Here is a 26,073-nt window from a genome sequence, read left to right on the forward strand (position 1 = left end):
ATCGACAGGGAATTATTTATGTTTAGTATATTAACAATAAAAATCTAATTATTTTTTCCTAATTGATTAGTAAGGTTTTTTATAAAATCTACGGAAGCATCTCCTGCTTCATTATTTTCATTTTGAATAGCTACATATACCTCTTTTCTATGTATTTCGATATTTTTGGGGGCTTCGATTCCGATTTTTATTTGCTCTCCTTCAATTGCTAGGATTGTTATTTCAATATCATTTGCAATTTTTATCGATTGATTTACTTTTCTTTTTAATACCAGCATTATTTAGAACCCTCCTTTTGTTCCTTGAAAAGAAAAAGTTCATGTTTGGTTTGATAATCTGAATCTACTAGTATGACTTGTTTGCCTCTTTTCAGCTTATCGTTTATAACGATTGGTCCTTGAAGATTAGCTGTAATGCTTTTCAATTCTTCTTTAATGGTTAATAGAGAAAAGATGACTACTTCCTTTGTATCTTGTATTTTTAATAACTCTTTCACCTCATCGGAAATTTTCACTGCGTATTCTTTAAAATACAAAAATGGATCTATCATGACAAAAGCTAATAAGGGGGTTGCTATTGATTGAAGTACGAAAAGGTCTGCTCCACCTTCTAAAGGCAATATATAGAATTCTTTCTCCTCTTCAAATCCAGGTAATCCTTGTTCAAATCGAATTATTTTGTCTTTTTCTATAGAGACATTACCATGAAATTTCGTTTTAATTTCCACTTTATACCCACCATTCTCATTTTAATTTATTATCTGCATCCATTAGAAAAAAATTCTGTTTGCCATCTATCTATAGTTAATTCTATTATAAACGAAAAAAGCTATCCAATCGGACAGCTTATCGTAAAAAGTCTACTAATGATCTTTGCATAATTTGCGCTCCTACTTGAAGGGATGCATTATGAACCAGCTGCTGTGTTAAGTAGCCCATCACTGCTTCTTCAAAATCCATATTTTCATTCTCAGAAAGTGTTTCATTCGCAACAACCTCTTGCTTCTTCAATCTACTTTCAACCATTTCAGCACGATTCAATTGTGCTCCTAATTGAGATTGTGTGGAAACAACATCTGTTATATAGCCATCAATTGCATCTAATGATTTAGTAATTTCCTTCCCTGTTGCATCGGGGTCCAAGATCATTTTCTTAATTGCCTCAATTCCGCCAAACATATCTAATGAAAAGGCATTACTTGAAGTTATGTTAACAGGGATAGATATACCTTTTGAGACTTCTAATAGCACTTGATTTGAATTCGTCGAAACAGCAGTATCTTTTGAAATAACAATACTTCCACTATCTATTTTCTTTTCTGCAGCAACTGTTTCTCCATCTTTATATGGTAATTCTTCTTGATAGGTATATGTTATTTCTCCTGTATTTCCATCAATTTCAATCGAAGAGCCATTTTTATTTTTAAACATATTATCAGTACTATCATAGGTATATTTATTTCCTTGATAATTTATTACATATTCAGAAGGATTAATAGACCCATCTGCTAAACCAGCTTGAAATCCCTCAAATTCCATATCTATTTGATTTAAATTCATGGGAGAGGACGCTGTATCCGTGCCATTAAAAATATACTTATCCCCTACTTTTGTTTCTGCCAATGTTACTAACTGTTCTTGTAATGTGGTAATTTCATCGACAATATTCTTACGTGCCGTTTCATCATACGTATCATTTGACGCTTGCACTGTCAATTCTCTAATTTTTTGTAAAATTTGGTTCGCACTATCTAGTGCAGTATCAGCATTTTCCATCCAGTTATATCCTTCATTAAGGTTTCGCTGATATTGTTTTATCTCCGATACTTGTGTACGATAACGCATCCCTTTCATGGCTACAACAGGATCATCAGAGGGTTTAGTTATTTTTTTCCCTGTTGTAATTTGATCAGAAAGCCTTTGTAAATCCTTATAGCTGTTACTAATGTATTTCAAATTATTATTGGTAAGCATTGATTGAGTTACTCTCATTTGCCTGTTACACTCCTAGTTTTAATTAGTTAGAAAATAGAAGTTTTTATCTTCCTCCTACACCCATTCCATTAATAACTTTATCAAGCATTTCATCCACAATTGTAATCATTCTTGCCGCTGAATTATATGCCTGCTGATATTTGATTAAATCAACCATCTCTTCATCAATCGATACACCACTTACAGACATTCTTGTTTGTTCAACAGAATTTTTTAATATTCCTGAAGTCTTTTCCATCCTATTTGCTTCAGAAGCTTGTTCCCCTAATTTGCCGATAACCCCTTGATAAAAGGCTTGGACATTTGTTTTATTTCCGCCAAAATCAAGAATAGAATCCTTTACTTTTGCAAGGTTTAAGGCATTTGTTCCGTTTCCAGCTGAGGACTCTGTAGCAGCTGCTATGTTATCTACATCCTCTAAAATTTCCTTAGACAATACAATACTCCCAGCTGCTCCTTTCGGATTATCAGCTGTTATATTACTATCTGTAAAACTAAAGAAGTCAATATCTCTTGCAGTTCCATCTTCTATTTCATTTAAACTATATCCACTTCGGTGAACCTCATTAAAAGCCGTTGCAAACGTATAGACCATTTCATCTAAATCGTCAAACATAGCATTATATGTGCCCTTTATTTCTCCGCCTTCCATATAACCGTAACCTTCAATTACGCCTTTTAGCTTCCCTTGACTATTTAAGGCCTTGAAATCGTTTAAAGTATATACACCATTTGCAGCATCAGCATCTGAATCTGTTTCAATTCCCTCAAACTTGCTTTTAGCAGTCGGATCATCATTTAGTTTAAAAAATTTAAAAGAGGTAACTGGGCTGTCTAATTCTTCTCTACTATCATATTGAATATGGATGCCATTTGCTGTTCTTGTTGATGCATCTATTAGTTTAATAGGCTGACCATTAGAATCTGTTAAAATATCACCCTCAGGTGTTGCCATATATACATCATATAATCCCTCAGCACTTGCCCGAGCTAACCCGCCGCTGGACTTAGCTTCTACTTTAATATTCATCATCGTAGAAAGAGAATCAAGCAATCTATCACGTTCATCATATAAGTCATTAGGCAAATAGCCATTAGGCTCCACAGCACCTATTTGCTGATTCAATTGATTGATTTGCTTCAACACACTATTAATATTATCTTCTGTATTTTCTAATTCATTTCTATTATCTTTTTGAATTGCTTTTAAAGAAGTATACATATATTTAAACGTATCCGCCAAAGCAGATCCGCGTTCTCTAACAACTCTTCTTGCCCCTTCGTTTTCTGGCTCTGTCGCTAAATCCTGTAAGGAATTCCAAAATTGATCCATACTATTCGAAATCCCTGTTCCAGATAACTCATCCATAACATTTTCCATTTGTGATAACATTTGTGCCTTCGAATCCCAGTACCCCAATTTACTAGATTCTTTACGATATTGCATATCGACAAAGCTATCTCTAATCCGTTCAATCTGATCAGCTTGAACTCCAGTCCCCAAATGTCCTGGCATCACTGGACTATTCTGGCCAACTGCTGGATATCCTTGTGTTGCAGCTAAACTTACTCTTTGTCTCGTATAGCCTAATGTATTAGCATTTGCAATATTATGCCCAGCTGTAGCAATAGCTGATTGCTGTGTTGTCAAAGCACGCTTTGCTGTTTCTAAGCCCATGAAGGTTGAAACCATTGATTCTCCTCCTAAATCTTTGATTCAAATATCGAAAATCCTTCTTTTGGATAAGGATTTTTCGTCTCTGATCGATTGTAATTATATGTGTCTATATCTGGCTTTAATAAATCAAGCGAGACCTCAATAAATTGCAGAGACTGGTTAATAAGTTGTTGATTTGTATCATTTTGCGTTTTTATTAACCCCAGCACCTCTACCAGTTTCTGTTTTATTTCAATTAATATCTCTTTCGTTTGATCGTCAACCATTTTAATAACATCATTTAATGTTGCCTTCATTAGTTCACTGCCTAAAAAATTATTACAATTCAATTGCAATTCTTGATCCTTTTTTTGAATAGCTTTAATAAACTTTTGTTCTTTTCCTGTGATTACTCGTAATTGATCTGTATCTCCTTTAATAAGTATGTCTTTTTTTTCAAAAGAAAGCTGCAACAGATCTTCATGCAAGGAAAGTATGTCTTTTAATGACGCTTCAATCTTTTCGGTCTGCATCCGAAATCCTCCTATCTTTCCTTAGCTCTTTTTCCAGAATGATAGAATTTTTTCAGCAACTTCTTTGGAATCTACTTGATATGTGCCTTCACTAATTTGCTTTTTTAGCTCCTGAATTTTTTCTAGTCTCACTTCATCTTGTGTACCTTGAAGTTCTAACGCAGCTTTTGATATTTCCACTTTGTCTTCTTTTTTAATGTTTTGTGCAGCTGCATTTTTTTCCATCTGCTTTTTATATGGGTTTATATTTACTGGATTAAAATTATTAATTTTCATTTTTACACTCCTCTACAGAAAATTTGACCTTACGTTTATATATGGAAATTTACTATACTCATCTTTCAGTTCTTATTCTTCTATCTTCTATATCGGTCAAAATTTTTCCTTTTAAAGACTAAAACTTGTATTTATACAAATTAGACTGATATTCCTATTTCTATTCTAACCAGCCTATTCCTATTTCATGTTCATTTTAGTTAAAATATCCCAATACAATAAAAAAGCAGCATAGAATCCCTGGGAATTCACTTGCCGCAATAGTTCTAAATACTCATTCAAGTATATATATTAATTAAAAGACCTTGAATTTCACCAACTGATTGTAATATATCTAAACCGTTTTTTTCTTTGTCTAATAAGGTATTGGTTAATTCCACCAACTTTTTATCCACTTCTTTAACAATTTTATATACTTTCGTTCTTCCTCTGCGATTAAAACCACTTTGCTCTTCTAGTTTCAAGGCATTGTTAACCGCTTCATCCATAAAATCTTTTACCATTTTTTTGTATCTGCGTAAATCATCTACCGTACGGTGTTCCGATAATTTTTTCCCTTGTCCCTCAATTTCTTCTACTAATTTTGATAATTTTTCATAAACTGCCTGTTGACGATTTTTAGAAATAACTTCTTGAAAAGAAATACTCTCTGCCGGCAAATTATCTTTACTTTTTATTTTATCCGTACTTGTCCTCGATACTCTTTGGACTTCCATATATAAACCTCCCTTTCATAATTATAAATATATTTAGATTTCCAAGAGAAGATTGATATTATAGTTAAGTTTATTATTTATTACACACTTATAACATCTATATTATCATAAAACAGAAAGAGAAAAAGCTAGTCCATCTTTTACCAGGACTAGCTTTGATTTAATAATTACGATTGTAGAAGCTGTAGAACTCCATTTGGTAATTGATTTGCTTGAGCCAGCATTGCTTGAGCTGATTGATTCAAGATATTATTTTTGGTAAACTCTGTCATTTCTTGAGCCATATCTGTATCACGGATACGAGATTCTGCAGATGTTAAGTTCTCATTTGTTACTTGCAGATTGCTGATTGTGTGCTCTAAACGGTTTTGGGTAGCACCTAGTTTAGCACGAATGGATGAAATTTGGTTAATCGCTTGGTCAATTTTGAAAATTGATTTGCTAGCATCATCATTTGAAAGAATATTTAAATTATTAATTCCCAGCTTTACAGTGCTTAATTGCGGGATATCAATATTTAGATTTTGATTTGTATTGGCACCAATTTGGAATGTTAGAGCTTTGTTTGTTAAATCAAATTGCGATGCTCCCTCTTTAACATTCGCTCCAAAGGATAGCTTCAATCCGCCGTGCTCAACTTCTCCATTTCTTGTAATAAGCTCTTTCGAGAAAGTAATTGGAGTAGTAGAATCGTCACCATTCACTTTAGAAACAGATAATGTAACTTTAGATTCTATTTGAACTTTAGCTGTACCATTTCCAGTAATTTGGGTTGTGTCTATCTTTATTTTCTTGCCAGTCTCTGTTCCAATTGTCTCTTCTGCACCATCTTCACCGACTACTGCTGCAAGCTGTCCAATAGAAAATCCACTTGGATCAAAAATTTCAATATTGGCGCTTCTTTTTGTTCCATCATCCTGATATCCCGTAACCACCACAGAATATTCTCCTAATGCTAAGTCACTGTCTGGATCCATTGTAAGAACATCTGAGGAACTGATTCCCGCACCTGGCTGATTTAATGTATTAACAAATTGGGGAGTCCCAGAAACAGCCACTTCGTATTTGCCTGTTGCTAAAGTTGGATCTACTACTGTCGGAACCTGCTTTAAGTTTGTTTTTGCCTGTTCTCCATCAAGGAATTGTGTATCAACTGCACTAGAACCATCTAATAGCTTACGTGTATTAAATTCAGTTTTAGCGGCAACACTATCAATCTCTTTTAACAGCTGATCAATTTCTTGTTGAATGGAATTACGGTCTGAATCGGTATTTGTGTCATTTGCTGCTTGTACAGATAATTCACGCATACGTTGAAGCATAGAGTGTACTTCGTTCATTGCTCCTTCTGCTACTTGCATTAAAGAAACGCCATCTAGTGAGTTGCGTTCGGCCATAGATAAACCTTTAATTTGTGAACGCATTTTTTCGGAAATCGCAAGTCCTGCTGCATCATCTGCTGCACGATTGATTCTTAAACCAGAAGATAATCTTTCTAGGTTTTTAGAAGTATTGAATTGGTTTTGATATAGATTACGGTAAGCATTCAGCGCCTGAATATTGTGATTAATTTTCATTTTAACATGCTCCTTTTGTTTTAATTTTTATCATATGTCATGATATTTTTTTCGTATGCCAATGTTTTTTGGCGAAGACCAGTATTTATCTTAGGTGTTTTTTCTTTCATGCTTACAGTCCAAGCTGCAAGCAGTTCTTCTATTATCGTTTTGACTTCTTGGATAATGGATATATCTTTTTTTAAATTGGCATCAATAAGTTTTCCTGCTATATAGTTATATAACATGTCTAGTTGATCGGCGATGATTCCTGCCTCATAATTAATCCCAGCGCCAAGTCTCCAGACAATGTCATTAGCTTTCTTTAATTTTACATTCGCGAGGATATAATCCTTATTCTCTATATTTTCAATTGCCTCATCTAAATTATTTAGACATGCTTCATATAATAATGCTGTGAGTTCTTGTGGAGATTTTTGATAGAGTACTTCTTCTGAAATAAGGTTAGCCATGTTTTTCCACCTCCAAATGCTCCTGTTTTTTTTATCGGAACATCTTTTAATTTCTTTAATATTTTTTATTCATTTCTTCAATTAATAGAAGAATTTCTGCTATTACGGAATATAATTGAGGAGGAATACTATCCCCTAAGTCCATATCTAATAGATTGGCGACAAGAGAGGAGTCTTCTTGCATATGGATATTATTTTTTTGTGCCAATTCTATTATTTGTTGAGCAACTGCTCCCTTTCCTTGCGCAACAACGGAAGGGGCCGTGCTTTTATCGTCATATTTTAATACTGCTGCAACTGGTCCATTTCTTTCAAAGCGATTTTTTTGATTATAATATCTTGTCATGCTCATATTTGTAAGTTAACTCCTTTCTCTTGTATGAATTCATTAACGCTTGCAAGTCTTTTATTATCTTTTTTCTCTATTGTTTCAGCTGAAGGGTTTGTAAGATGCGTAAAATGGATATTTTGAACCTGATAACCAATCTCTTGTAAACGGTCTACCGCAATTTTAGATAGTGGCGACATTTTCTTTTCAAAATCTGCTGAATCATTTTTTACGGTGATGGATAGATTGCGATCGGTCGCATTTAATAAAATTCCAACATCCCCTAATTTCTTCGTTTCTAAAAGAAAGTAAAGATTGCAATTTTCCCAATCTACTTGCTCTCCTTTTGATTTTGAATTGATAAATACTTGTATATTCTCATTTTTCTCGCCTAACAACATGGGCAAATTAAAGAACATACTTTGCAATTGGCTAGATGAATCTTGCTTATTTAATAATTGTTGTCCATTAATATTGTTTAATGCCTGTTCCGCCTGCCTGCTTACTGTTTCATCACCTAAATTTTCACTACTTGCTAATTTCAATAATGTTGTCTTCAGATTGTCTTCCTGTTCTTTAGTTGGTGTATGACTTGAAACAAGTCTATTTGCTACATCACTCTCTCGATTTAAACCGAATGAGCGGATTTTTTCATACATTTGTCGTGAAGAAGGCTCTTCTCCTTCTAATATATAATTCCTTCCAATATCCTCAGATTGTTTTACCAAACTTTTCAATGGAGATACTTCTTCTAATAACGCACTATTTTTTGAAACATAGTGGACAATTTTTTGTTCAGATGGCTTATATTGAATACTATCAACCATCTTTTTCACCTCTGAAACAATTTCAGTTGCTTTGGCAGTATTTCCATTAGAAAGATATTTTTTTGCTTCTGCTAATTGTGAGCTCGCCTGGAGTAGTCGTTTTTCGGTACGCATATCGGCATATAACATTAAATCACTTTTTAAAATTGTTTGATCTAATTTAGCAATTGTACTTTCAATTATTTTTGATGCTTGTGGGATACTTGAATCCTTGTACTTTTCCATTAATTTTTGCGCATTATCTAAATTTCGATAGATTTCTCTCTTTATATCTCTAAATTCATGTGTTGCCTCTGCTAGTTTTTGAGATATTTTTGTTACCAATATATCCTTTGAAGATATTCCCATGGCTTGCAACTGACTATCCCATCGTTTTTCTTCCATCTCCACTTGTTTTAGAGAACTATCTTCTCCATAATTTTTGTTTTCTTGTTGTATTGCTGTTTCTACTTCCTGTAAAGCTTTAGAAATGTTTTGTCTTGATGCCATCTCTCTGCCTTTACTATTTAACTCTAATGAAGTATTAATTGCTTTTTCTATCTTTTCTTTTTTATCTGGACTTAAGTTTTCATTTTTACTAAGCTCAGATTTTAAATCATTTAGTGCCTTTTCTAGGATAGGCTCTTTTTGTATTTGTTTAGCAGCTTGTTTGATAGTCTCCATCTGTAATTGAGTCGTGTTAGTCTTAGCAGCTTCTCTAATGCTCTCATTTTGTTGAACTTGACTCTTTTCATTAGGAATTTTTGAATTATCCATTTCGATAATCTGATTAAGAGCAGTTATTATACGCTCTTTGGCTGCTGCATTTAATTGATCTGCTTGATTAATAACCTGTACCACTTGCTTTACTACTTCCTGTGGCATTTTCGGATTGTTAATAATCGACTCTTTTACCGTTTCGATTGCTTTTTGTAGATTAGGCTCTTGCTTCATTTGGTCTTTCGTTTGAGTTAATTGATCCTGCACGGCTTTGCTTTGGTCTGTTGTTATTGGTTTGGATTGTTGGGCCGTTACGTCTTGTTCGGCCTTTGTGATTGCTTGCACTAATTTCTCTCTGCCCGCATTTTCTTGACCTAAACGCTGGCTTATTGTCGCTTCTCTTACTGCCTGTTCTACCTGCTTTACTACTTCCTGTGGCATTTTCGGATTGTTAATAATCGTATCTTTTACCGTTTGGATTGCTTTTTGTAGATTAGGCTCTTGCTTTATTTGGTCTTTCGTTTGAGTCAATTGGTCTTGCACGGCTTTGCTTTGGTCTGTTGCTATTGGTTTGGCTTGTTGGGCTGTTACTTCTTGTTCTGCTTTTGTGAGTGCTTGCACTAATTTCTCTCTGCCCGCATTTTCTTGGCCTAAACGCTGGCTTATTGTCGCTTCTCTTACCGCCTGTTCTACCTGTTTTACTACTTCCGGCGGCATTTTTGGATTATTGACAATTATTTCTTTTACTGTTTGGATTGCCTTTTGTAGATTAGGCTCTTGCTTTATTTGGTCTTTCGTTTGAGTCAATTGGTCTTGCACGGCTTTGCTTTGGTCTGTTGCTATTGGTTTGGCTTGTTGGGCTGTTACTTCTTGTTCGGCACGAGTCAATGCCTGCACAAGCTTCTCTCTGCCCGCACTTTCCTGGCCTAAACGCTGGCTTATTGTTGCTTCTCTTACTGCCTGTTCTACCTGTTTTACTACTTCCGGTGGCATTTTTGGATTATTGACAATTGTTTCTTTTACCGTCTGGATTGCTTTTTGTAGATTAGGCTCTTGTTTTATTTGGTCTTTCGTTTGAGTCAATTGATTTTGCACTGCTTTATCTGTTGCTATTGTTTTAGATTGTTGGGCTGTTACTTCTTGTTCGGCACGAGTCAGTACTTGCACTAATTTCTCTCTGCCCGCATTTTCTTGGCCTAAACGCTGGCTTATTGTCGCTTCTCTTACTGCCTGTTCTACCTGTTTTACTACTTCTGGCGGCATTTTTGGATTATTGACAATTGTTTCTTTTACTGTTTGGATTGCTTTTTGTAGATTAGGCTCTTGTTTTATTTGGTCTTTCGTTTGAGTCAATTGGTCTTGTACGGCTTTGCTTTGGTCTGTTGCTATTGGTTTGGCTTGTTGGGCTGTTACTTCTTGTTCTGCTTTTGTGAGTGCTTGTACTAATTTCTCGCGGCCAGCACTTTCTTGGCCTAAACGCTGGCTTATTGTCGCTTCTCTTACTGTCTGTTCTACCTGTTTTACTACTTCTGGCGGCATTTTTGGATTATTGACAATTGTTTCTTTTACTGTTTGGATTGCTTTTTGTAGATTAGGCTCTTGTTTTATTTGGTCTTTCGTTTGAGTCAATTGGTCTTGTACGGCTTTGCTTTGGTCTGTTGCTATTGGTTTAGATTGTTGAGCTGTTACTTCTTGTTCGGCACGAGTCAGTGCTTGCACTAATTTCTCTCTGCCCGCATTTTCTTGGCCTAAACGCTGGCTTATTGTCGCTTCTCTTACTGCCTGTTCTACTTGTTTTACTACTTCCGGCGGCATTTTCGGATTGTTGATAATCGTTTCTTTTACCGTTTGGATTGCCTTTTGTAGGTTAGGCTCTTGTTTTATTTGGTCTTTCGTTTGAGTCAATTGATCTTGCTCGGCTTTGCTTTGCTCTGGTGCTATTGGTTTGGCTTGTTGGGCCGTAATTTCTTGTTCGGCCTTTGTGACTGCTTGTACTAATTTCTCTCTGCCCGCACTCTCTTGGCCTAAACGCTGGCTTATTGCTGCTTCTCTTACTGCCTGTTCTACTTGTTTTACTACTTCCGGCGGCATTTTCGGATTGTTGATAATCGTCTCTTTTACCGTCTGGATTGCTTTTTGTAGATTAGGCTCTTGTTTTATTTGGTCTTTCACTTTATTCAATTCCGTAGCAGCCTCTTGTAAATCGTCTAATTTTATATTTGTCAATACATCCATTATTTTTGTTTTGGCTATTGATTGTAGTTTTTCAGAATCTTGTATAGCTTGTGTAATACTTTTTATATGCTCTTTCGATATCCGTGGATTTTCGTTTAATTTTGTACGTAATAACTCTATTCCCTTTTGAATATCCTCTTCCGTTTCCATTGCAGAAGATAATTCACTTATTAATTTTGTCAAAGCATTATTTTGCTTTGAACTAGTTTCATTTTTTAAAGCATAGACTGGATTATGATGTTCTACTTGATTTTTCGATACATTTTTTTGAAAATTAGGATCAATTACATTTGCTATTTTTGTAATGATATCATTCAACGGCTCTCCATTAACTGCTGCATGGATAGAACGCAAATTAACTGCTGATATCTCCAGATTTTTGCTTGCCAGAGCACGTAATGAAACTAATTTTTCTTCTATTGTCCCTGTTTCATTTTCTAAAAATGTATTTAACTGGACTAATGTATCTCTATTTATGGTAGTTTTTTTTCCTAAAATAGCCGTTGCCATTCTTAATTCGTTTTTACTTTTTTCTGAAATGCTCATATCTTCTATCATTTTTTCTGATGAAGGATTTGATGGTAAGTCAGGAGCAGTAGTGGTGATTGTTTTAACCTTTATTTCACCACCATCCATATCACTAATTTGGACAGAAACTCGATTTTCCTTTGGAATCGTTTCTTCAAATTTCACATTAAAGTCTTTTCCTTTAATTTGGACAACCGCTTCATTTTCTGAAATCCGAGATTTAATTTGTGCATTATATGTTTCATTTTTTAAAAGCTCTAATTGTTTTTCATTGGTTGTTACATTGGATAGTTGGGTTTTATTAGATATTTGCATAATAACACTCCCATAAAATACATTCTTCTTACTATATCGGCCCAATGCTTTCTAACTTTATTTATTCAATAAAAATGGTAAAATTTAATTAAAAAAGTTTAATAGAATTACAATTCTATTAAACTTTTTTAATTATTCTACCTTTTATCTAATACTCGATAGGCTGATTTATTTCTTTCTTCCATTTCTCTTTTTCTTTCTTCTTCCTTTTCCATCACATTTAGATCATTCTGTATTCCTGATAAACAAGAATGACACAGCTTCCCTTCTCGAATAATCGTTCCACACTTGGCACAGGGATATCCAAGATTAGGGAATTGGGCAAGCTTGATTCTGCCTTTTTTGATAAATTTATATATCAATGTTCTTTCTACACCAGTCGCTTCGACCACATCATCCATCTGCGCTGTGCGATTCTGCTTTTTGCGAATATATTGGTATACTTTTTCATAATCTGCTTCTTCTTGTTTATAGCATTTCAAACACACATCTCGAATGTTATTTATCACATATATATCGCCACAGTTTGGGCAATTCCCTAGTTCAGCCATCCATGATTCCTCCTCATCTTGCAATTGTAAAGGAAGTGATGGACTTTGCTCCGGCTTCCTTTAGCACTTTCGCTGCATTTCGTAACGTTGCACCTGTAGTATATATATCGTCAACCAGAATAATATCTTGAGCGATAACAGCCTCTTTTTGCTCTATTTTAAAAATATTTCCTATCTGCAATCGTTGTTTCCGTGTTTTTTTCGATTGTTTTTCACTATGTATGCGCACAAGACCATTTACATAAGGAACTTTTGCATAAAAGAGAACTGCCTCTACTTGATTAAAACCTCTTTCGTACAAACGTTCGTCACTTAATGGAATAGGCATCACCACTTTATTTTTTCCGAAATCCTTCGGTAAAAAAGAAACAAAGGCTGCAGCTATATTATAGTCCCCTCTATATTTAAACCGTGCAATCGTTTCTTTCAAAAAATCATTGTACAAAAATAACGATTGGTTGGATTGCAGAATTCCTTTCCATTCCTCTTCGTCTTCCCATTTTTGACAATCATAGCACATGCCCTCTTTAACATGAACGGACTCCAAGAACTGAAAAGATCGGCCACAAATTCGGCAAGTATCTCCCTTTATTACTGCTAACTTCTCCTTACAGCCCGCACATAAATAGCATTCTGGTGCTTTCGAGAAAAGATAGGTCCAATTAAATTCCGGTATAACTGGCGCTAAGCAAATCACGCAAATCATAACAGTAGCATCCCCTTCTCTCCTGCTTCTTGATTGCTTCGCTTAATTTGCTTTCGCGCTAATACCATATTATTTGTTTTTCCATAATGAAAAAAAGTTATCGCTCCATCTGGAAATTCCTTTTTCCTTCCTACTCTTCCCGCAATCTGTACAAGAGCACTCTCTGTGAAAATCCGATTTTCCGCTCCTAAAACAGCAACATCTACATTTGGAAAAGTAACGCCCCTCTCTAAAATCGTTGTTGTAACAAGCAAATCCACTTCTTTATTACGCATTTTTTGTACCTTTTCCTTTCGATCAGGATCTTCAGCATGAACGGCTTCAACCTTATCAACAATTGGTTGCAACAGCTTTTTCACTTTTTCCATATAATGAATTTTGGGCACGAATAAGAGCATAGGTTTATTTTGTGGAACTCGTTCTCGAATCCAATCAACAAGCATGGCAGGGAGCTTGTCCTTTTTCAAGCCCTTTTCCCAATTCCCACACCATTGAAAATCTGGAACAGGCAACGGATATTGATGAAAGCGTGCTGGAATGGTCACAAAGTGAACTTTGCTATGCTTACACTTTTCTTGCCAGTCTTTATCGGGAGTCGCCGTTAAATAAATAAGTGTCGATTGTTCCTTCTTGGCTTTTTGCACAGCATATTGAAGCGATTTATCAACGGAATATGGAAATGCATCCATTTCATCTAAAATAATGAGGTCAAAGGCTTGGTGGAACCGAAAAAGCTGATGGGTCGTGCTAATCGTTAGCGGACTATACTGATGACGATCTTCACTACCACCATAAACAGGCAATACCTTTATTTCTGGAAAAACTTCCTGTAATCGAGGAGCCAATTCGAGGACAACATCTGTACGCGGAGTAGCAATACATACACGCTGATTATCGCGCAATGCTTTTTCAATTCCTTTAAAAAGAATCTCCGTTTTCCCAGCGCCACACACTGCCCAGATAAGAAGCTCCGATTGTGCCTCGATGATTTGCTCCATTTTGTCTGATGCCTCTTGCTGTCCTTGTGAAAGACTGCCGTTCCATTGTAATGCAATTTTTGATGTTTCTTGATCCAGTTCAGGCCCACTCCATTTAATTAATGGGGTACATTCACTTATTCTCCCCATCATGATGCAATTTCGACAATAAGTGCAGTTTTCTTTACATCGTGCACAAGGAAAAGTAGCAAATAACTCCTGATTTTCATTTCCACAACGCATGCAAATGTACTTATTGCGAGCTTTTTTCTCTATCCCTTTCCTATACGAGCAATAACCATTTTCGTAATGTGCTTGGATTTCTTGTTCTGAAAAAGGGAGCTCAGCTAGTAGTAAAGTTTTACCTTGGAGGGAAGCTTGGAGTTGCGGATTAAATGGATAAGCTTTATTAAGTGGCGGCGTTATCAGTTGATTTTGGGAAGCATTTGAGATTCGGAAGGAGTGAGAGAAATTACTTTTCGTGGGGAGTAATATATTGTCCTTTTGATAAAATCGCATTATTTTCCTCCTAGTTCTGTTTTAAATAGATTTTAAGGTTAAATGATGAATTGCCTTTTTTCCAAATCCTGTTCTTTTCAGTTTTAAATTTGCTAGTGTCCTTGAAGCTATTATAGACTAATATCCTTTAAAGTGGGGAGTATCGCCTTTTTTTGACTTATTACTACAGCTAGGGAAAAACCAATAATACTTTTGCAAAATATCCGTATCTAAAGGAGTATTCTTTCTTTTAAGACACTTGATTAATCTCTTTTTTCCTCTGTTGGGAGAAAAGATCTTTTATAGGAAGAAGTGAGTTTAGAAATCAATTTTGGTAAATATTCTTTATGAATGATGGTGTTTTTAAAGGTTTGAATTTGAGGAGAGGATAACCGCAAAATTGATTTTGGGTTACTAAATACAACGAGAGAGTAAATAGGAATAATAGGATCAGGAAATGCCTCTTTTTCTTCTTCCTTTATTCGTATCATTTGATGTAAATCAGTATCAAGGTATAGCTCGCCAATGATATTTTTCAATTCAAGGATTAACGCATATTTCGCATGCAGAATTAATACATCAATTTGGAAAAAATGTTTTCCGTCCCATAGACGTAAATCATGCAGGATAAAGTATTCATCATCTGGCAAAAAACTAAGCGGGAAAATCCACTGCCTGCTTCCCCCCTGTATCTTGCCAACTTCCGTTGATAATCTTGATTGATTAACGGAATATTAGAATGATTAGCTCTAATCCTCGAGAGCAAGGCCACTAATTGGAGCGCTCGATATCGATATTCAATTGGTTTTACGATCAACTGCTCACTTCCTTTTTTTCATACTGAATTTATTCTATACAGCCATTTGAATTCCTGCCTATTTGATAAAAAAGGACTTGTGAATAAAACTTAGTTGCTTTTGTTTACTAAACTGCACTTGGTAACTACATAATTTAAATTATTTATCGTTAGCCGATATAAAATATAATACCAATTTTCAGTCTTTATATTAACTGGTAATAAATAAGGAGTGCCGTTATGCAAATTAATCTTTTGTTTGAAGGAGCAGTAAAAGAACAATTTAAGCAACAAGCATCGACCAATACAGATGTACTAATGAAGCAGCCACTAGGTGGAAAAAAAGAAATTGAAGTAGAGCGTGACGGAAAAGCTTTTACTTTAACATTCTCTGATGAAATAAAACACCTAAAAGCAGAGACAGATGAAGAAATTGCACAAATGTTTGCTCAGCAAGTAGAGGACCCATCTGATATTTTTTCATATCGTCCGCGAGACCAATGGCTTATTTTCAGTCAATATTTAAATGATAATGGTATCTTTGATGGGAAGAATGCGAAGGATATTGAAGAAATTGAAAATCTACTTGTAGATATAACGGATGGCTTAGATAATTTAGATATTGCTACACCAAAAGGCCGAGATATAAAATCTGGAAGCAAACCTATTACGCAGCAATTAACTTCTGCTGAGGCACAATTAGAACTTGCCTCTTCAACAGCTGCATTACAACTATTTGGTGAGAAATATGTTACAGGCGATGCGAAAGAGGGCTTTCACCAATTGATTGAACAGTACACAAAGCGAAATGAAAAACGTGTATTGAGCTATAAGTCAATCGAAGAAAAATTTTATCAAGGGCGTGCGAAGATTTACGAAACCCGACATATGGATACATCTTCTTTAAATGCCCAACAAAAAAATAATTTATCGATTACAAATAAACTAGGCAAAATCAATTATACAGAAGCAGAAATTTCCAAAATGATTGAAGGTTATAAAGAAAAATTCGGAATGCTTCAAAATAAATCGGACGTTGATGTCCTCATTGCTAAATTGCAGGATGAGTTATCGAACTTTGTTACAAAAGGTATTTCTAAACAAGATAACGACTACGAAGCAGCAAATAACTTCGTTAAAGAGAAATCAGCAAAAACTTTTGAGCGCATTGCAGATTATTGGAAAAAATTATTATATTAATATACAACACCATACAAAATAACGTTCCCAAATCAAAGTTTGGGAACACACCAAAAACCCGTAAACGTTGATTTAACAACGTTTACGGGTTTTTTACATAATGGAAGTATTCAAAAGCTTCCGCAAGCAACAAATGGAGTTTAATAAACAGCTGATTGAAGAATTTCATGGTCAGCATGAATACATAGAGAATCGTTTAGAAGAGAGGGATCGCTTGCTCGTAGAATCGATGCGCCAAACGCTGGAGGCTCGTAAAGAGATTACTGCAGCTGAGAATATGGAGAAGAAAAAATGATGGTATTTTGGAAGATAGGGGAAGTTTGAAAAAGACCACCTCTTGGATCGAGAGGTGACTTTGATGCCTAGTCAAGTTCTTACAGCGGTACCGGACTGAACGTAGTGAGGAAGGATCTGGAGCTGTAAGTGCTGACTGGGTAAAACACGATTTACAAGCTAGTCATAACGAAGGAATGAAAAGGGGCGCTCTTCCTTGTTCATTTTTTTCCTTGCGACTCCCTCACCTATCCTTTCGACTAACTCTCCCACCATCACAAAAATCCCGATTCTTTTCTAAGAACCGGGATTCCAAACATCATTATTATCTTTTCTTTATCCAGCCAAGTCCCATTGATCCTTCTCCTAAGTGTGTACCAATAACAGCACCAAAGTAACTTAATGAGAATTCAATATTGGGGAATTCTTGTTCTAGTTCTGCTTTCCATTCTTTTGCTTCTTCTTCGCGATTAGCATGGATGATGGCAGCGTAGTAGCTGCCTCCATTCGTTTCTTCGCGGAGAAGTTCGACAATTCGCCTCATTGCTCTTTTTTTTGTGCGGATTTTTTCAAATGGGACAATTATCTTATCCTTAAAATGCAGCAATGGCTTAACCTGCAGAAGACTGCCGATGATTGCTTGAGCACTGGATAGTCGTCCACCTCTTTGAAGATTTGATAGATCATCTACCATAAAGTAGGCGTTGCTTGTTTGTTTTAATTCGTCAAGAATGGGAATAATTTCTGCTGCGCTTTTCCCTTGTTGAGCTAATTTTGCTGCTTCTATAGCATAGAAACCTTGAACCATGCAGCTTATTTCTGTATCAAAAGCAAATACTTTAATGCCCTCTACCATGTCTCCAGCAGTAATGGCTCCTTGATAAGTGCCGCTGATACCACTTGATAAATGAACACTTATTACTTCATCATAATTTTTAGATAGTTCTTCAAATAGCTCTACAAATTTTCCAATAGATGGTTGAGAAGTCGTAGGCAGGTCCATTTTTCTAACTGCTTCATAAAATTCAGATGCGGTTAATTCTTTTTCCTCCTCATATACTTCTGACCCTAAGAAAACTGTCAATGGGATCATATATATATTGTACTTCTCCCTCACCTCTTTAGGAATATAGGCCGTACTATCTGTAACAATAGCTGTTTTCATGCAATTAGTTACCTTCCTTATCTATTCGTTTGTATACATATTTTAACTATAAAAGTTAATTAGCATTATCGATTAATTCTATTATAATGCACATAAAGAGGAATTTATATGGAATTTTAAATGGCAAGGAAATATTATAACAGATTTTTCACTTTAGAGGTTGATTAGGATGGCAATATTTCTTTACTTTCACTTCCTCCAATTTTATCGCATTTTCATATGATTGCAATTGCAACGAAAACACCAACCTCACCAAATAAAACAATTCGTTAAAAAAAGGAGTTTCCTCAAACCAACAAGTGATTTAGGTAACCCCTTTTTTCTTAACGAACTTCTACCCAACCGTTTTTAATAGCAACAACTACTGCTTGTGTACGGTCGTTCACATTCATTTTTTGTAAAATATTACTTACATGGTTTTTAACCGTTTTTTCACTAATAAATAGTGCCTCTCCGATTCCTCGGTTACTTTTTCCATCAGCAAGAAGCTGTAAAACTTCACACTCACGTCTTGTTAACAAGTGCAATGGTCTTCTAATTTCTACTACTTGCACATGATGTTCATCCGAGTTTGCATTCTCTATTGCTAAACGGCGATATTCATTAACGAGATTATGGGTTACTTTCGGGTGTAAATAAGACCCTCCATCTGCTACTACCTTAACCGCTTCAATTAATGCATCTGCATCCATTTCCTTAAGCAGATAACCGCTCGCACCTGTTTTAAGGGCATGGGTTACGTAGTTTTCATCATCATGTATAGATAGGATGATGACTTTTGTTTCTGGAAATTTCTCTAGTAATTGTCTTGTTGCCTCTACACCATTAATGGTAGGCATATTTATATCCATGATTGTTACGTCGGGTTGGTATTCTTCGATTAGCTGAATAGCTTGTGTACCATCGTCTCCTTCAGCTACTACTTCGAAACTCGATTCGAAGTCGAGAATTCTTTTTACCCCTTCTCTAAATAATTGGTGATCGTCAATAATAACTATCCTTGTAGTCAACTGCTCCGCCTCCCTTATTTTCTTTAAGCTCTTTTCGTCACAATGTTATTTTTGGCAGGAAATGAAGTTCTTGCTTTCCTCTCCACACACTACTTGATAGGAGTCAAGCATCCTCCAATCCATTCAACACAAAAATGTTAAACTTCATTTTGGTTAAAATAACATACTTCTCGAAAACAGTCATTCTTATCATCTAATAGGAACGTTGATCATAACAATGGTTCCAACTCCAAGTTTGGAATCAATGGTTAATTCCCCATCCAGTAGTTCTACTCTTTCTTTCATCCCAATTAAACCAAAGGATTCTTCTTTTTTCTCATTCTTATCGAATCCTTTTCCATTATCCTTAACTAAGACGATAATTTGCTCCATTCGTAATTCTACTTTTACGGAGATATTAGATGCTTCTGCATGCTTTAAAGCATTTTGGACTGATTCTTGAACTAAGCGAAAAATTGCAACTTCATATTTGCTTGGAAGTCTTGTTTCTTTTCCGATGGTGGCAAACTCAATTTTTATTGAGTCATGATACTCTTCTGTTGTTTTCAAATATTTTTTTAGCGTCGGAATAAGGCCAAGATCATCTAAAGCCATTGGACGAAGATCATAAATAATTCGTCTTACCTCATATAATGCACTTCGTACCATCACTTTTAAATTTCTGATTTCTTCAAAGGCCTCTTTCGCCCCACGCTCTTTATATATTCTTTCCACTAAGTCAGAGCGCATCATTACATTTGCCATCATTTGTGCAGGACCATCGTGTATTTCTCGAGAAAGTCTTTTCTTCTCTTCTTCCTGGGCACCAATAATTTTCAGTCCGAAATCCTGCTTTTGTTTGGCGTCTTCGATTACTTCGCCAACTTGCTTTAAATCACTAACCAAATAATTCATCACGACAGAAATTTGTGTGACCAGATGTTCTGCCCGCTTAATGGTTTCATCTAGACCTAACAATCGACGCTCTAAATCATCGCGGCGTTCTCGATACTGCTTTTCTAAGTGCCGATTCACACTTAAATCCATTTGCAGTGTATGTGCTCTTTCATAAGCCTCACGTACTTCTTCTTCTGAGTATTCATTAAAATGCTTACTGACTTCTGATAAGCGTTTACGAGCAAACCGAGACTGGATTTCTAGCTTGTCTCCTTTTTCTATCGTTTCTAATACAAGAACTTTCATTTCTTTTAATTCTTCGGTAAGGGTTTCATAATCTTGTCGACATTGTTCTCCAATACGAAAAATTTCATCTTTGCTTGAACCAACGGTTTTAATCATTTGTTCTACAATATAATCTAACGTTTTTGTGTCAAATTTCCTTATCAACATATTTAATTCCTCCAAAAAGGCTAAAACCCTTCCAACATCCATTATTATTTTAGCTTGAAAGTTAATAATATGTTTAATTCATCGAAAAATAAATTAAAATCGTTATTTTGACATATATCACCCTACATGAAACCATGTCCGAAGACCTATTAACATCAAGAATCACTGTGAAAAAGTATGTAAAAATGCAATAATACAATTTTATCCTATTCTAAACAAAAAACAAAGTAAAAGAAAATAGATTGATAAGGCGCCTGTAATCCAAGATTCGTAACCCTCTGCATGAAATATAGCCTATACCATATGTAGCGGGCCTTTTCGAGCATGGAGTTTTACTTATTATATCATGCTTGCTAAATCGCTATATTAAGATTTGATTACAAAGCGAACAATAATTGAAGAATAAACAATGTCGAATTATAATGAAATAAGACTAATTATCGATTTTCTACTAATTTTTTATAGAAAATGGTTACAAAAAATGACTTATATAACGAACAAATAAGATGAAATCGCCAATATTAGTGGAAAGAGATACAAAGAAAGGAGCTGCCAATATGCTTCCTTCCTATCTTACTGTACCTAGCTACGGAGAATATGAACTAATTATTCAAAAATCACGCTTTATTGCTCATATCGCTCGAACAGAAACAGAAGAAGCAGCACAGGCTTTCATAGGAGAAATCAAGAAAAAACATAAAGACGCAACACATAATTGTTCTGCTTACTTAATCGGAGAACATGATCAAATTCAAAAAGCAAACGATGATGGGGAACCGAGTGGCACAGCAGGAGTACCAATTCTTGAGGTCCTGAAGAAAAAAGGTCTGAAAGATACAACAGTTGTTGTTACCCGTTATTTTGGAGGTATTAAGCTTGGTGCAGGGGGGCTTATTCGTGCTTATGGAAAAACAACCTCTGAAGGATTAGCAAATATCGGTATTGTTGAAAGAAAGTTGAAGCAAATAGTCAGTGTATCCATCGAGTATCACTTACTTGGTAAAATAGAAAATGAATTACGTTCATCGAACTATGAAATTAAAGATATTCATTATTTAGAAAATGTCGAAATTAATGTCTTTGTGGATTCTGATGAGGTAGAGACTTATACGGATTGGATAACTGACTTAACAAATGGACAAGGTATTATAAAAGAAAAAGACACCTTGTACGCAGAAACCCTCATTTGAATTTTTTACAATTAATACAAAAATATACCTGGAATAGAAATAAACTACTAATTTACGTTAAAGAGAGATAGAGGTAAGATAGTATGTATGTTTTCATTCCGTTATTTCTTAATTCAAAAAGGAGAACTTATGGCAAATAATACAAGAGAAACTTTAATAAAGGATACAAAGAAAAAGAAACGAAAAAAAATTAAGCTATTTATTTTTGTCCCATTGCTGGTTATTATCTTAGCCGGAATTGGTTATGGAGCTACCTTATATTCAAAGGCAAAATCAGTGGTAGATGATTCTTATGAGCCAATTGACCGTGATTCTAAAAGGGATGCAAAAGTGGATCCAAACATCGATGACGTTTCAATTTTATTCATTGGAGTAGATGACAGTGAGAAAAGATCGAGCAAATCCGGCACAACCCGATCTCGTTCCGATGCTCTCATGCTTGCTACTTTAAATGAGAAAGAAAAATCCGTTAAATTGCTGAGCATCCCACGTGATTCTTATGTATATATTCCTGAACGCGGCTATTCTGATAAAATTACTCATGCCCATTATTTCGGCGGGGTTTCGTCAACCTTAGACACAGTGGAAGAATTGCTAGATATTCCTGTTGATTATTATGTAAAAATGAATTTCGATGCCTTTATGGATGTAGTAGATGCATTAGGTGGAATTGATGTCGATGTTCCAGTAACATTTACAGAACAAAACTCAAAGGATAAAGCAGGCGCCATTCATCTTGAAAAAGGCTATCAAGAATTGGACGGCGAACAAGCACTTGCCCTTGCAAGAACAAGAAAAATTGATAATGACATTGAACGTGGGAAAAGACAACAATTAATCATGCAAGCCATTATGAAAAAAGCAGTCTCTATCGAGGGAATAACCAAGTATTCAAAAGTGATGGAAGCGATAGGAAGCAATATGACAACAGACTTATCATTCAGCGATATACAATCTCTAATTGCTTATGCAACTGCAGATAATGGTTTACAAGTGGAGACACTAACGCTAGCTGGAACCGACGGTCGTGTCGATAATAAATATATTTATCAATTAGATGAAACAGCACTAGCAGAAACAAAATCGATTCTGCAGCAGCATTTAGGCATAAGCAGTAACCAACTATCCAATTCAGACAAACCGAATGATTCGGAAAATACTACTGATTTAAACAGTACCGTGGAAACAGATACCACATCCGATAAGGTAAATTATTAAATAATATAAATGCATCAAGCTTCCAAAGCATGATGCATTTTTTATTTATATCATATAATAAAAAAATTCTGTGTAAATCCTCATTGAAAATGAATTAAAATGGTTATAAATAAACTATACAACTACCTGCCTGACTAAAAAATATATTTCAGCATTATAATTTTTAAGTAAAATGTCAACACTATACCTAATAGAAAAAGCAAACATATTTTGTAAAGGAAATACAAAGTAATGAGGTGCTAGTATGTTGAAAAAAATGTTAACCTACTTAAATGGAGCAATTGAAAGACCATTATTTACGGATAATGAACCTAGTATTTGGAATGAATTAGAAGATGATTTTTACGATGAGGAATTAGACGAAAAGCACAGACTTTTATAATCATGCTATTATTATTTACTTCTAGATACCATATACAACTGTAGATGAATTGCTCTACAGTTTTTTTCTGTTTCTTCCCCATTTATCCCTTTCTTAATCTGCCAGCAATATCCACATTCATTTACCATTAGAATATGATAGAATCATAGTAATTCCTCTTAGGTAAAAGACATAATTTTTTTTTAATAGATTCCTAGTTTACGACAATTAAATAAAGGAGAAAATGATGATAAAAAAAACACTATCATTGTTGTCACTTGTCTTGCTTCTTTCTTTCCTTCCTGTTTTTGAACACAGCATCTACGCGAGCGTTGCTGAACCACTAGTACATGTTAAGTTAAAGAATTATCTTGGTAATAAAACAGTAATTTCCCTTACCTCCTCTGGTACCTATAAAACTGGTGATGGTAAAGTATCTATAAATAGCAACACAGAATATATGGTTAAGCTAGAACAATCAAAATTAAAGCTATATCAAGGAAGCCAGCTTCTTTCTGAGTCTACTTCGTTTACTTTGGCTCCTTCTGATCCAAACAGCTACTTAACAATTAATAATCGTTCCTATAAAGGATCTTTTGAATTTATCATGGAAACAATCAGCGGAAAAACATATATTCGCCCAATTAATACAGTAGGGATAGAAGATTATCTTAAAGGGGTTGTGCCTCGTGAAATGCCTGCCCTGTGGAATATCGAAGCATTAAAAGCACAGGCAGTTGCTGCCAGAACTTATTCTTGGAATTACGGCGGTCAAACCATTACCGATACCATTAATCACCAAGTGTATGGCGGATTAACTGATTCTCATCCTAATTCTGATAATGCAGTGGAGGCAACTACTGGACAGGTCTTAAAATATGGCAGCAAATTAATCGATGCTGTATTCTCAGCAAGTAATGGTGGCGTAATGGAGTCTGCTAAAAATGTTTGGGGCTATGAATATGCCTATTTACAAAATGGTGCTGATTCCTTTGATAACAACTATAGTTGGGAATTCAGCCTACAAAAAACACAAATCGATATGAAAGATAAAGATTTAGCTAATCCAGACGCATGGTGGAAAACGACTTCAGAAAAAGATACAAAAATTGTCAGTCTTATAAAAAGTTGGCTAAATAATAATAACTATAAAGATAAAGATATCAAAATTGTTTCTATTCCGGCCCTTGCGTTTAATAATCCTTCGTCCACAACCCGAGTAACAACAGGTTCAATAACAGTTCAGTTTTATGTGAAGGATCTAAAAGATAAAGACGGGAACCTTATTTTACAAGAAGTGAAACAAGCAAATGTGGCAGCTTCTAAAGTTAGAGCAATAATTGGTGTAGATACGTTAAAGAGTTATCTTATTACAAAAAGCGCTTCTAGTACCACTGCACATAGTGTTGCTGGAAAGGGGTATGGCCATGGCGTAGGTTTAAGTCAATATGGTGCAAATGGTCGTGCTAATAGTGGCCAAAAATACAGTGATATTCTTTCATTCTATTATCCAAGCGCTAATTTAGTAACGGAATATATCCAGTCTGAGATTACCACTCCTGTGATAACAGATACAAAAGCTATTTTCGCGAACACGAATGACACAGTCAGCGTTTTCTTTTCTATCAATAAAACAGCCAATACGACTGTAAGATTAAAAGATAGTACTGGTATAGTGGTTGCAACTCTTTTAAATAACGCAGCTTTACATGCTGGTAACTACAACTATACTGCCAATGTAGCAAACTGGAACAACGGCAGCTATACAGCTGAAATAATTGCAACCGACAGCAATAAGCAAACAGCAACAGCTCATGCTGTAGTTCAAGTTGCAAAACTAGCAGCACCATCGATTAGTTCCAGTACTACCAAATACGATAAAGATGCTAACAAAGTCGTTGCTTCCTTTCATGTTAACCAAGCAACAAAGACAACGGTTATTGTGAAAGATAGCAATCATAAAGCAGTGAAAACATTAGCCAACAATCAATCTTTAACAGCCGGGTATCATTCCTTTACTTGGGATGTAGCAAATGTGAACAATGGAGCCTATACGTTTGAAATTACTTCGATAAATAGCGCTAATAAAAAGCAAACAGCTAAACAAAGTTTCACTCTTAAGAAAACAGTAGTACAAGCTCCAATTATTAACAATGTAAAAACATCCTATGATACATCAGGAAATAAAATAAAGGTGAGCTTCCATGTGAACCAAGCTTCTAACACAACCGTAAAAATTGTAAACAACAAAAATAAGGTCGTTAAAACACTTGCTTCTAATAAATCATTAAAGGCAGGATCCTCTTCCTATACATGGAGTGTTGGAAGCACGAGTGACGGGTTCTATTCAGCAACAATTGAATCGGTCAATATAAGCAAGCTAAAGAAATCTGTTTCTAAAAAGTTCACTCTCTATAAAGTAAAAACTGGAACTGTTAAAGCAAGCAAGCTCAATATCAGACAGAAGTCCTCTACATCATCCAAGGTAGTTGGGTCGATTCCAAACGATAAGAAAGTAACTATTTATGAAAAAAGCGGTTCTTGGTATAAAGTGAAATATGGAAAAGTAACTGGCTATGTATCCACAAAGTATGTAAAAAATGTAAAGGAAAGAAAGTAAGCCTCACTTCTTTTCTTCTCCATTATAAAAGACCTCTTATAA

The 26,073-nt window shown here is 35.1% G+C and carries 24 protein-coding genes; 6 read left to right on the top strand and 18 right to left on the bottom strand.

Features of this window, described 5'->3' with window-relative positions:
• Positions 1 to 44: 44 nt before the first annotated feature.
• The 15 genes from csrA to NSS71_RS15030 form a co-directional block, all read right to left on the bottom strand.
• Complete coding sequence (gene csrA, locus NSS71_RS14960) at positions 45 to 278, bottom strand: carbon storage regulator CsrA (RefSeq protein WP_061800952.1); 234 nt, start codon at positions 276 to 278, stop codon at positions 45 to 47.
• Positions 278 to 727 carry a flagellar assembly protein FliW gene (gene fliW, locus NSS71_RS14965; protein ID WP_061800953.1) on the bottom strand — a complete coding sequence of 150 codons (450 nt, stop codon included), beginning with the start codon at positions 725 to 727 and terminating at the stop codon, positions 278 to 280. The genes csrA and fliW overlap by 1 nt, the downstream gene beginning before the upstream one ends.
• 118 nt (positions 728 to 845) lie before the next feature.
• Positions 846 to 1,991, bottom strand: a complete 1,146-nt coding sequence (gene flgL / locus NSS71_RS14970) for a flagellar hook-associated protein FlgL (RefSeq protein WP_251688227.1) — start codon at positions 1,989 to 1,991, stop codon at positions 846 to 848.
• A 46-nt stretch (positions 1,992 to 2,037) separates the two neighbouring features.
• Positions 2,038 to 3,687 carry a flagellar hook-associated protein FlgK gene (gene flgK / locus NSS71_RS14975; RefSeq protein ID WP_095258475.1) on the bottom strand — a complete coding sequence of 550 codons (1,650 nt, stop codon included), beginning with the start codon at positions 3,685 to 3,687 and terminating at the stop codon, positions 2,038 to 2,040.
• A gap of 11 nt (positions 3,688 to 3,698) precedes the next feature.
• Complete coding sequence (locus NSS71_RS14980; RefSeq protein ID WP_061800956.1) at positions 3,699 to 4,184, bottom strand: flagellar protein FlgN; 486 nt, start codon at positions 4,182 to 4,184, stop codon at positions 3,699 to 3,701.
• Between the two features lie 21 nt (positions 4,185 to 4,205).
• Positions 4,206 to 4,460, bottom strand: a complete 255-nt coding sequence (gene flgM / locus NSS71_RS14985) for a flagellar biosynthesis anti-sigma factor FlgM (protein ID WP_095258474.1) — start codon at positions 4,458 to 4,460, stop codon at positions 4,206 to 4,208.
• Between the two features lie 278 nt (positions 4,461 to 4,738).
• Entirely contained in the window at positions 4,739 to 5,176 is a 438-nt protein-coding gene (locus NSS71_RS14990; RefSeq protein WP_061800958.1) for a YaaR family protein, read from the bottom strand.
• Positions 5,177 to 5,343: 167 nt separating this feature from the next.
• On the bottom strand, positions 5,344 to 6,753 hold the full coding sequence (locus NSS71_RS14995; RefSeq protein WP_061800959.1) for a flagellin N-terminal helical domain-containing protein: 1,410 nt from the start codon (positions 6,751 to 6,753) through the stop codon (positions 5,344 to 5,346).
• A gap of 20 nt (positions 6,754 to 6,773) precedes the next feature.
• Positions 6,774 to 7,205 carry a flagellar export chaperone FliS gene (gene fliS / locus NSS71_RS15000; protein ID WP_144579398.1) on the bottom strand — a complete coding sequence of 144 codons (432 nt, stop codon included), beginning with the start codon at positions 7,203 to 7,205 and terminating at the stop codon, positions 6,774 to 6,776.
• A gap of 55 nt (positions 7,206 to 7,260) precedes the next feature.
• Positions 7,261 to 7,557 carry an EscU/YscU/HrcU family type III secretion system export apparatus switch protein gene (locus NSS71_RS15005; RefSeq protein WP_047944767.1) on the bottom strand — a complete coding sequence of 99 codons (297 nt, stop codon included), beginning with the start codon at positions 7,555 to 7,557 and terminating at the stop codon, positions 7,261 to 7,263.
• The gene (locus tag NSS71_RS15010) at positions 7,554 to 12,137 is read right to left on the bottom strand and encodes a hypothetical protein (protein ID WP_341151794.1); all 4,584 of its coding nucleotides are present in this window, start codon (positions 12,135 to 12,137) and stop codon (positions 7,554 to 7,556) included. The genes NSS71_RS15005 and NSS71_RS15010 overlap by 4 nt, the downstream gene beginning before the upstream one ends.
• 137 nt (positions 12,138 to 12,274) lie before the next feature.
• Entirely contained in the window at positions 12,275 to 12,688 is a 414-nt protein-coding gene (locus NSS71_RS15015) for a TIGR03826 family flagellar region protein (RefSeq protein ID WP_047943677.1), read from the bottom strand.
• 13 nt (positions 12,689 to 12,701) lie between these two features.
• Complete coding sequence (locus NSS71_RS15020; RefSeq protein WP_341151795.1) at positions 12,702 to 13,394, bottom strand: ComF family protein; 693 nt, start codon at positions 13,392 to 13,394, stop codon at positions 12,702 to 12,704.
• The gene (locus NSS71_RS15025; RefSeq protein ID WP_341151796.1) at positions 13,391 to 14,890 is read right to left on the bottom strand and encodes a DEAD/DEAH box helicase; all 1,500 of its coding nucleotides are present in this window, start codon (positions 14,888 to 14,890) and stop codon (positions 13,391 to 13,393) included. Before NSS71_RS15025 ends, NSS71_RS15020 begins: the two co-directional genes overlap by 4 nt.
• A gap of 242 nt (positions 14,891 to 15,132) precedes the next feature.
• Positions 15,133 to 15,561, bottom strand: a complete 429-nt coding sequence (locus NSS71_RS15030) for a nuclease-related domain-containing protein (RefSeq protein ID WP_341151970.1) — start codon at positions 15,559 to 15,561, stop codon at positions 15,133 to 15,135.
• Positions 15,562 to 15,905: 344 nt separating this feature from the next.
• Between NSS71_RS15030 and NSS71_RS15035 the strand changes: the two genes are divergently transcribed.
• Positions 15,906 to 16,865, top strand: a complete 960-nt coding sequence (locus tag NSS71_RS15035) for a hypothetical protein (protein ID WP_047943674.1) — start codon at positions 15,906 to 15,908, stop codon at positions 16,863 to 16,865.
• Positions 16,866 to 16,965: 100 nt separating this feature from the next.
• Positions 16,966 to 17,160: a hypothetical protein gene (locus NSS71_RS15040; RefSeq protein WP_047943673.1), complete on the top strand. Its 195-nt coding sequence runs from the start codon at positions 16,966 to 16,968 to the stop codon at positions 17,158 to 17,160.
• Positions 17,161 to 17,463: 303 nt separating this feature from the next.
• Here NSS71_RS15040 and NSS71_RS15045 read toward each other — a convergent pair whose 3' ends face one another.
• From NSS71_RS15045 to NSS71_RS15055, 3 genes are all read right to left on the bottom strand, one after another.
• On the bottom strand, positions 17,464 to 18,303 hold the full coding sequence (locus tag NSS71_RS15045; RefSeq protein ID WP_047943672.1) for a DegV family protein: 840 nt from the start codon (positions 18,301 to 18,303) through the stop codon (positions 17,464 to 17,466).
• Positions 18,304 to 18,626: 323 nt separating this feature from the next.
• Positions 18,627 to 19,313 carry a response regulator gene (locus NSS71_RS15050; protein ID WP_047943671.1) on the bottom strand — a complete coding sequence of 229 codons (687 nt, stop codon included), beginning with the start codon at positions 19,311 to 19,313 and terminating at the stop codon, positions 18,627 to 18,629.
• Positions 19,314 to 19,502: 189 nt separating this feature from the next.
• On the bottom strand, positions 19,503 to 20,642 hold the full coding sequence (locus NSS71_RS15055; protein ID WP_047943670.1) for a sensor histidine kinase: 1,140 nt from the start codon (positions 20,640 to 20,642) through the stop codon (positions 19,503 to 19,505).
• A 557-nt stretch (positions 20,643 to 21,199) separates the two neighbouring features.
• On the opposite strand from NSS71_RS15055, the gene NSS71_RS15060 reads away from it, so the two are divergent.
• From NSS71_RS15060 to NSS71_RS15075, 4 genes are all read left to right on the top strand, one after another.
• Positions 21,200 to 21,832 carry a YigZ family protein gene (locus tag NSS71_RS15060; RefSeq protein WP_047943669.1) on the top strand — a complete coding sequence of 211 codons (633 nt, stop codon included), beginning with the start codon at positions 21,200 to 21,202 and terminating at the stop codon, positions 21,830 to 21,832.
• Positions 21,833 to 21,961: 129 nt separating this feature from the next.
• Complete coding sequence (locus NSS71_RS15065) at positions 21,962 to 23,050, top strand: LCP family protein (protein ID WP_047943668.1); 1,089 nt, start codon at positions 21,962 to 21,964, stop codon at positions 23,048 to 23,050.
• 244 nt (positions 23,051 to 23,294) lie between these two features.
• Positions 23,295 to 23,432: a hypothetical protein gene (locus NSS71_RS15070; protein ID WP_156485402.1), complete on the top strand. Its 138-nt coding sequence runs from the start codon at positions 23,295 to 23,297 to the stop codon at positions 23,430 to 23,432.
• Between the two features lie 226 nt (positions 23,433 to 23,658).
• The gene (locus NSS71_RS15075) at positions 23,659 to 26,031 is read left to right on the top strand and encodes a SpoIID/LytB domain-containing protein (protein WP_341151797.1); all 2,373 of its coding nucleotides are present in this window, start codon (positions 23,659 to 23,661) and stop codon (positions 26,029 to 26,031) included.
• Positions 26,032 to 26,073 lie beyond the last annotated feature (42 nt).

It is taken from the genome of Niallia sp. FSL W8-0951 (genome assembly GCF_038006525.1).
In the GTDB taxonomy this organism is placed as follows: Bacteria; Bacillota; Bacilli; order Bacillales; family Cytobacillaceae; genus Niallia; species Niallia circulans.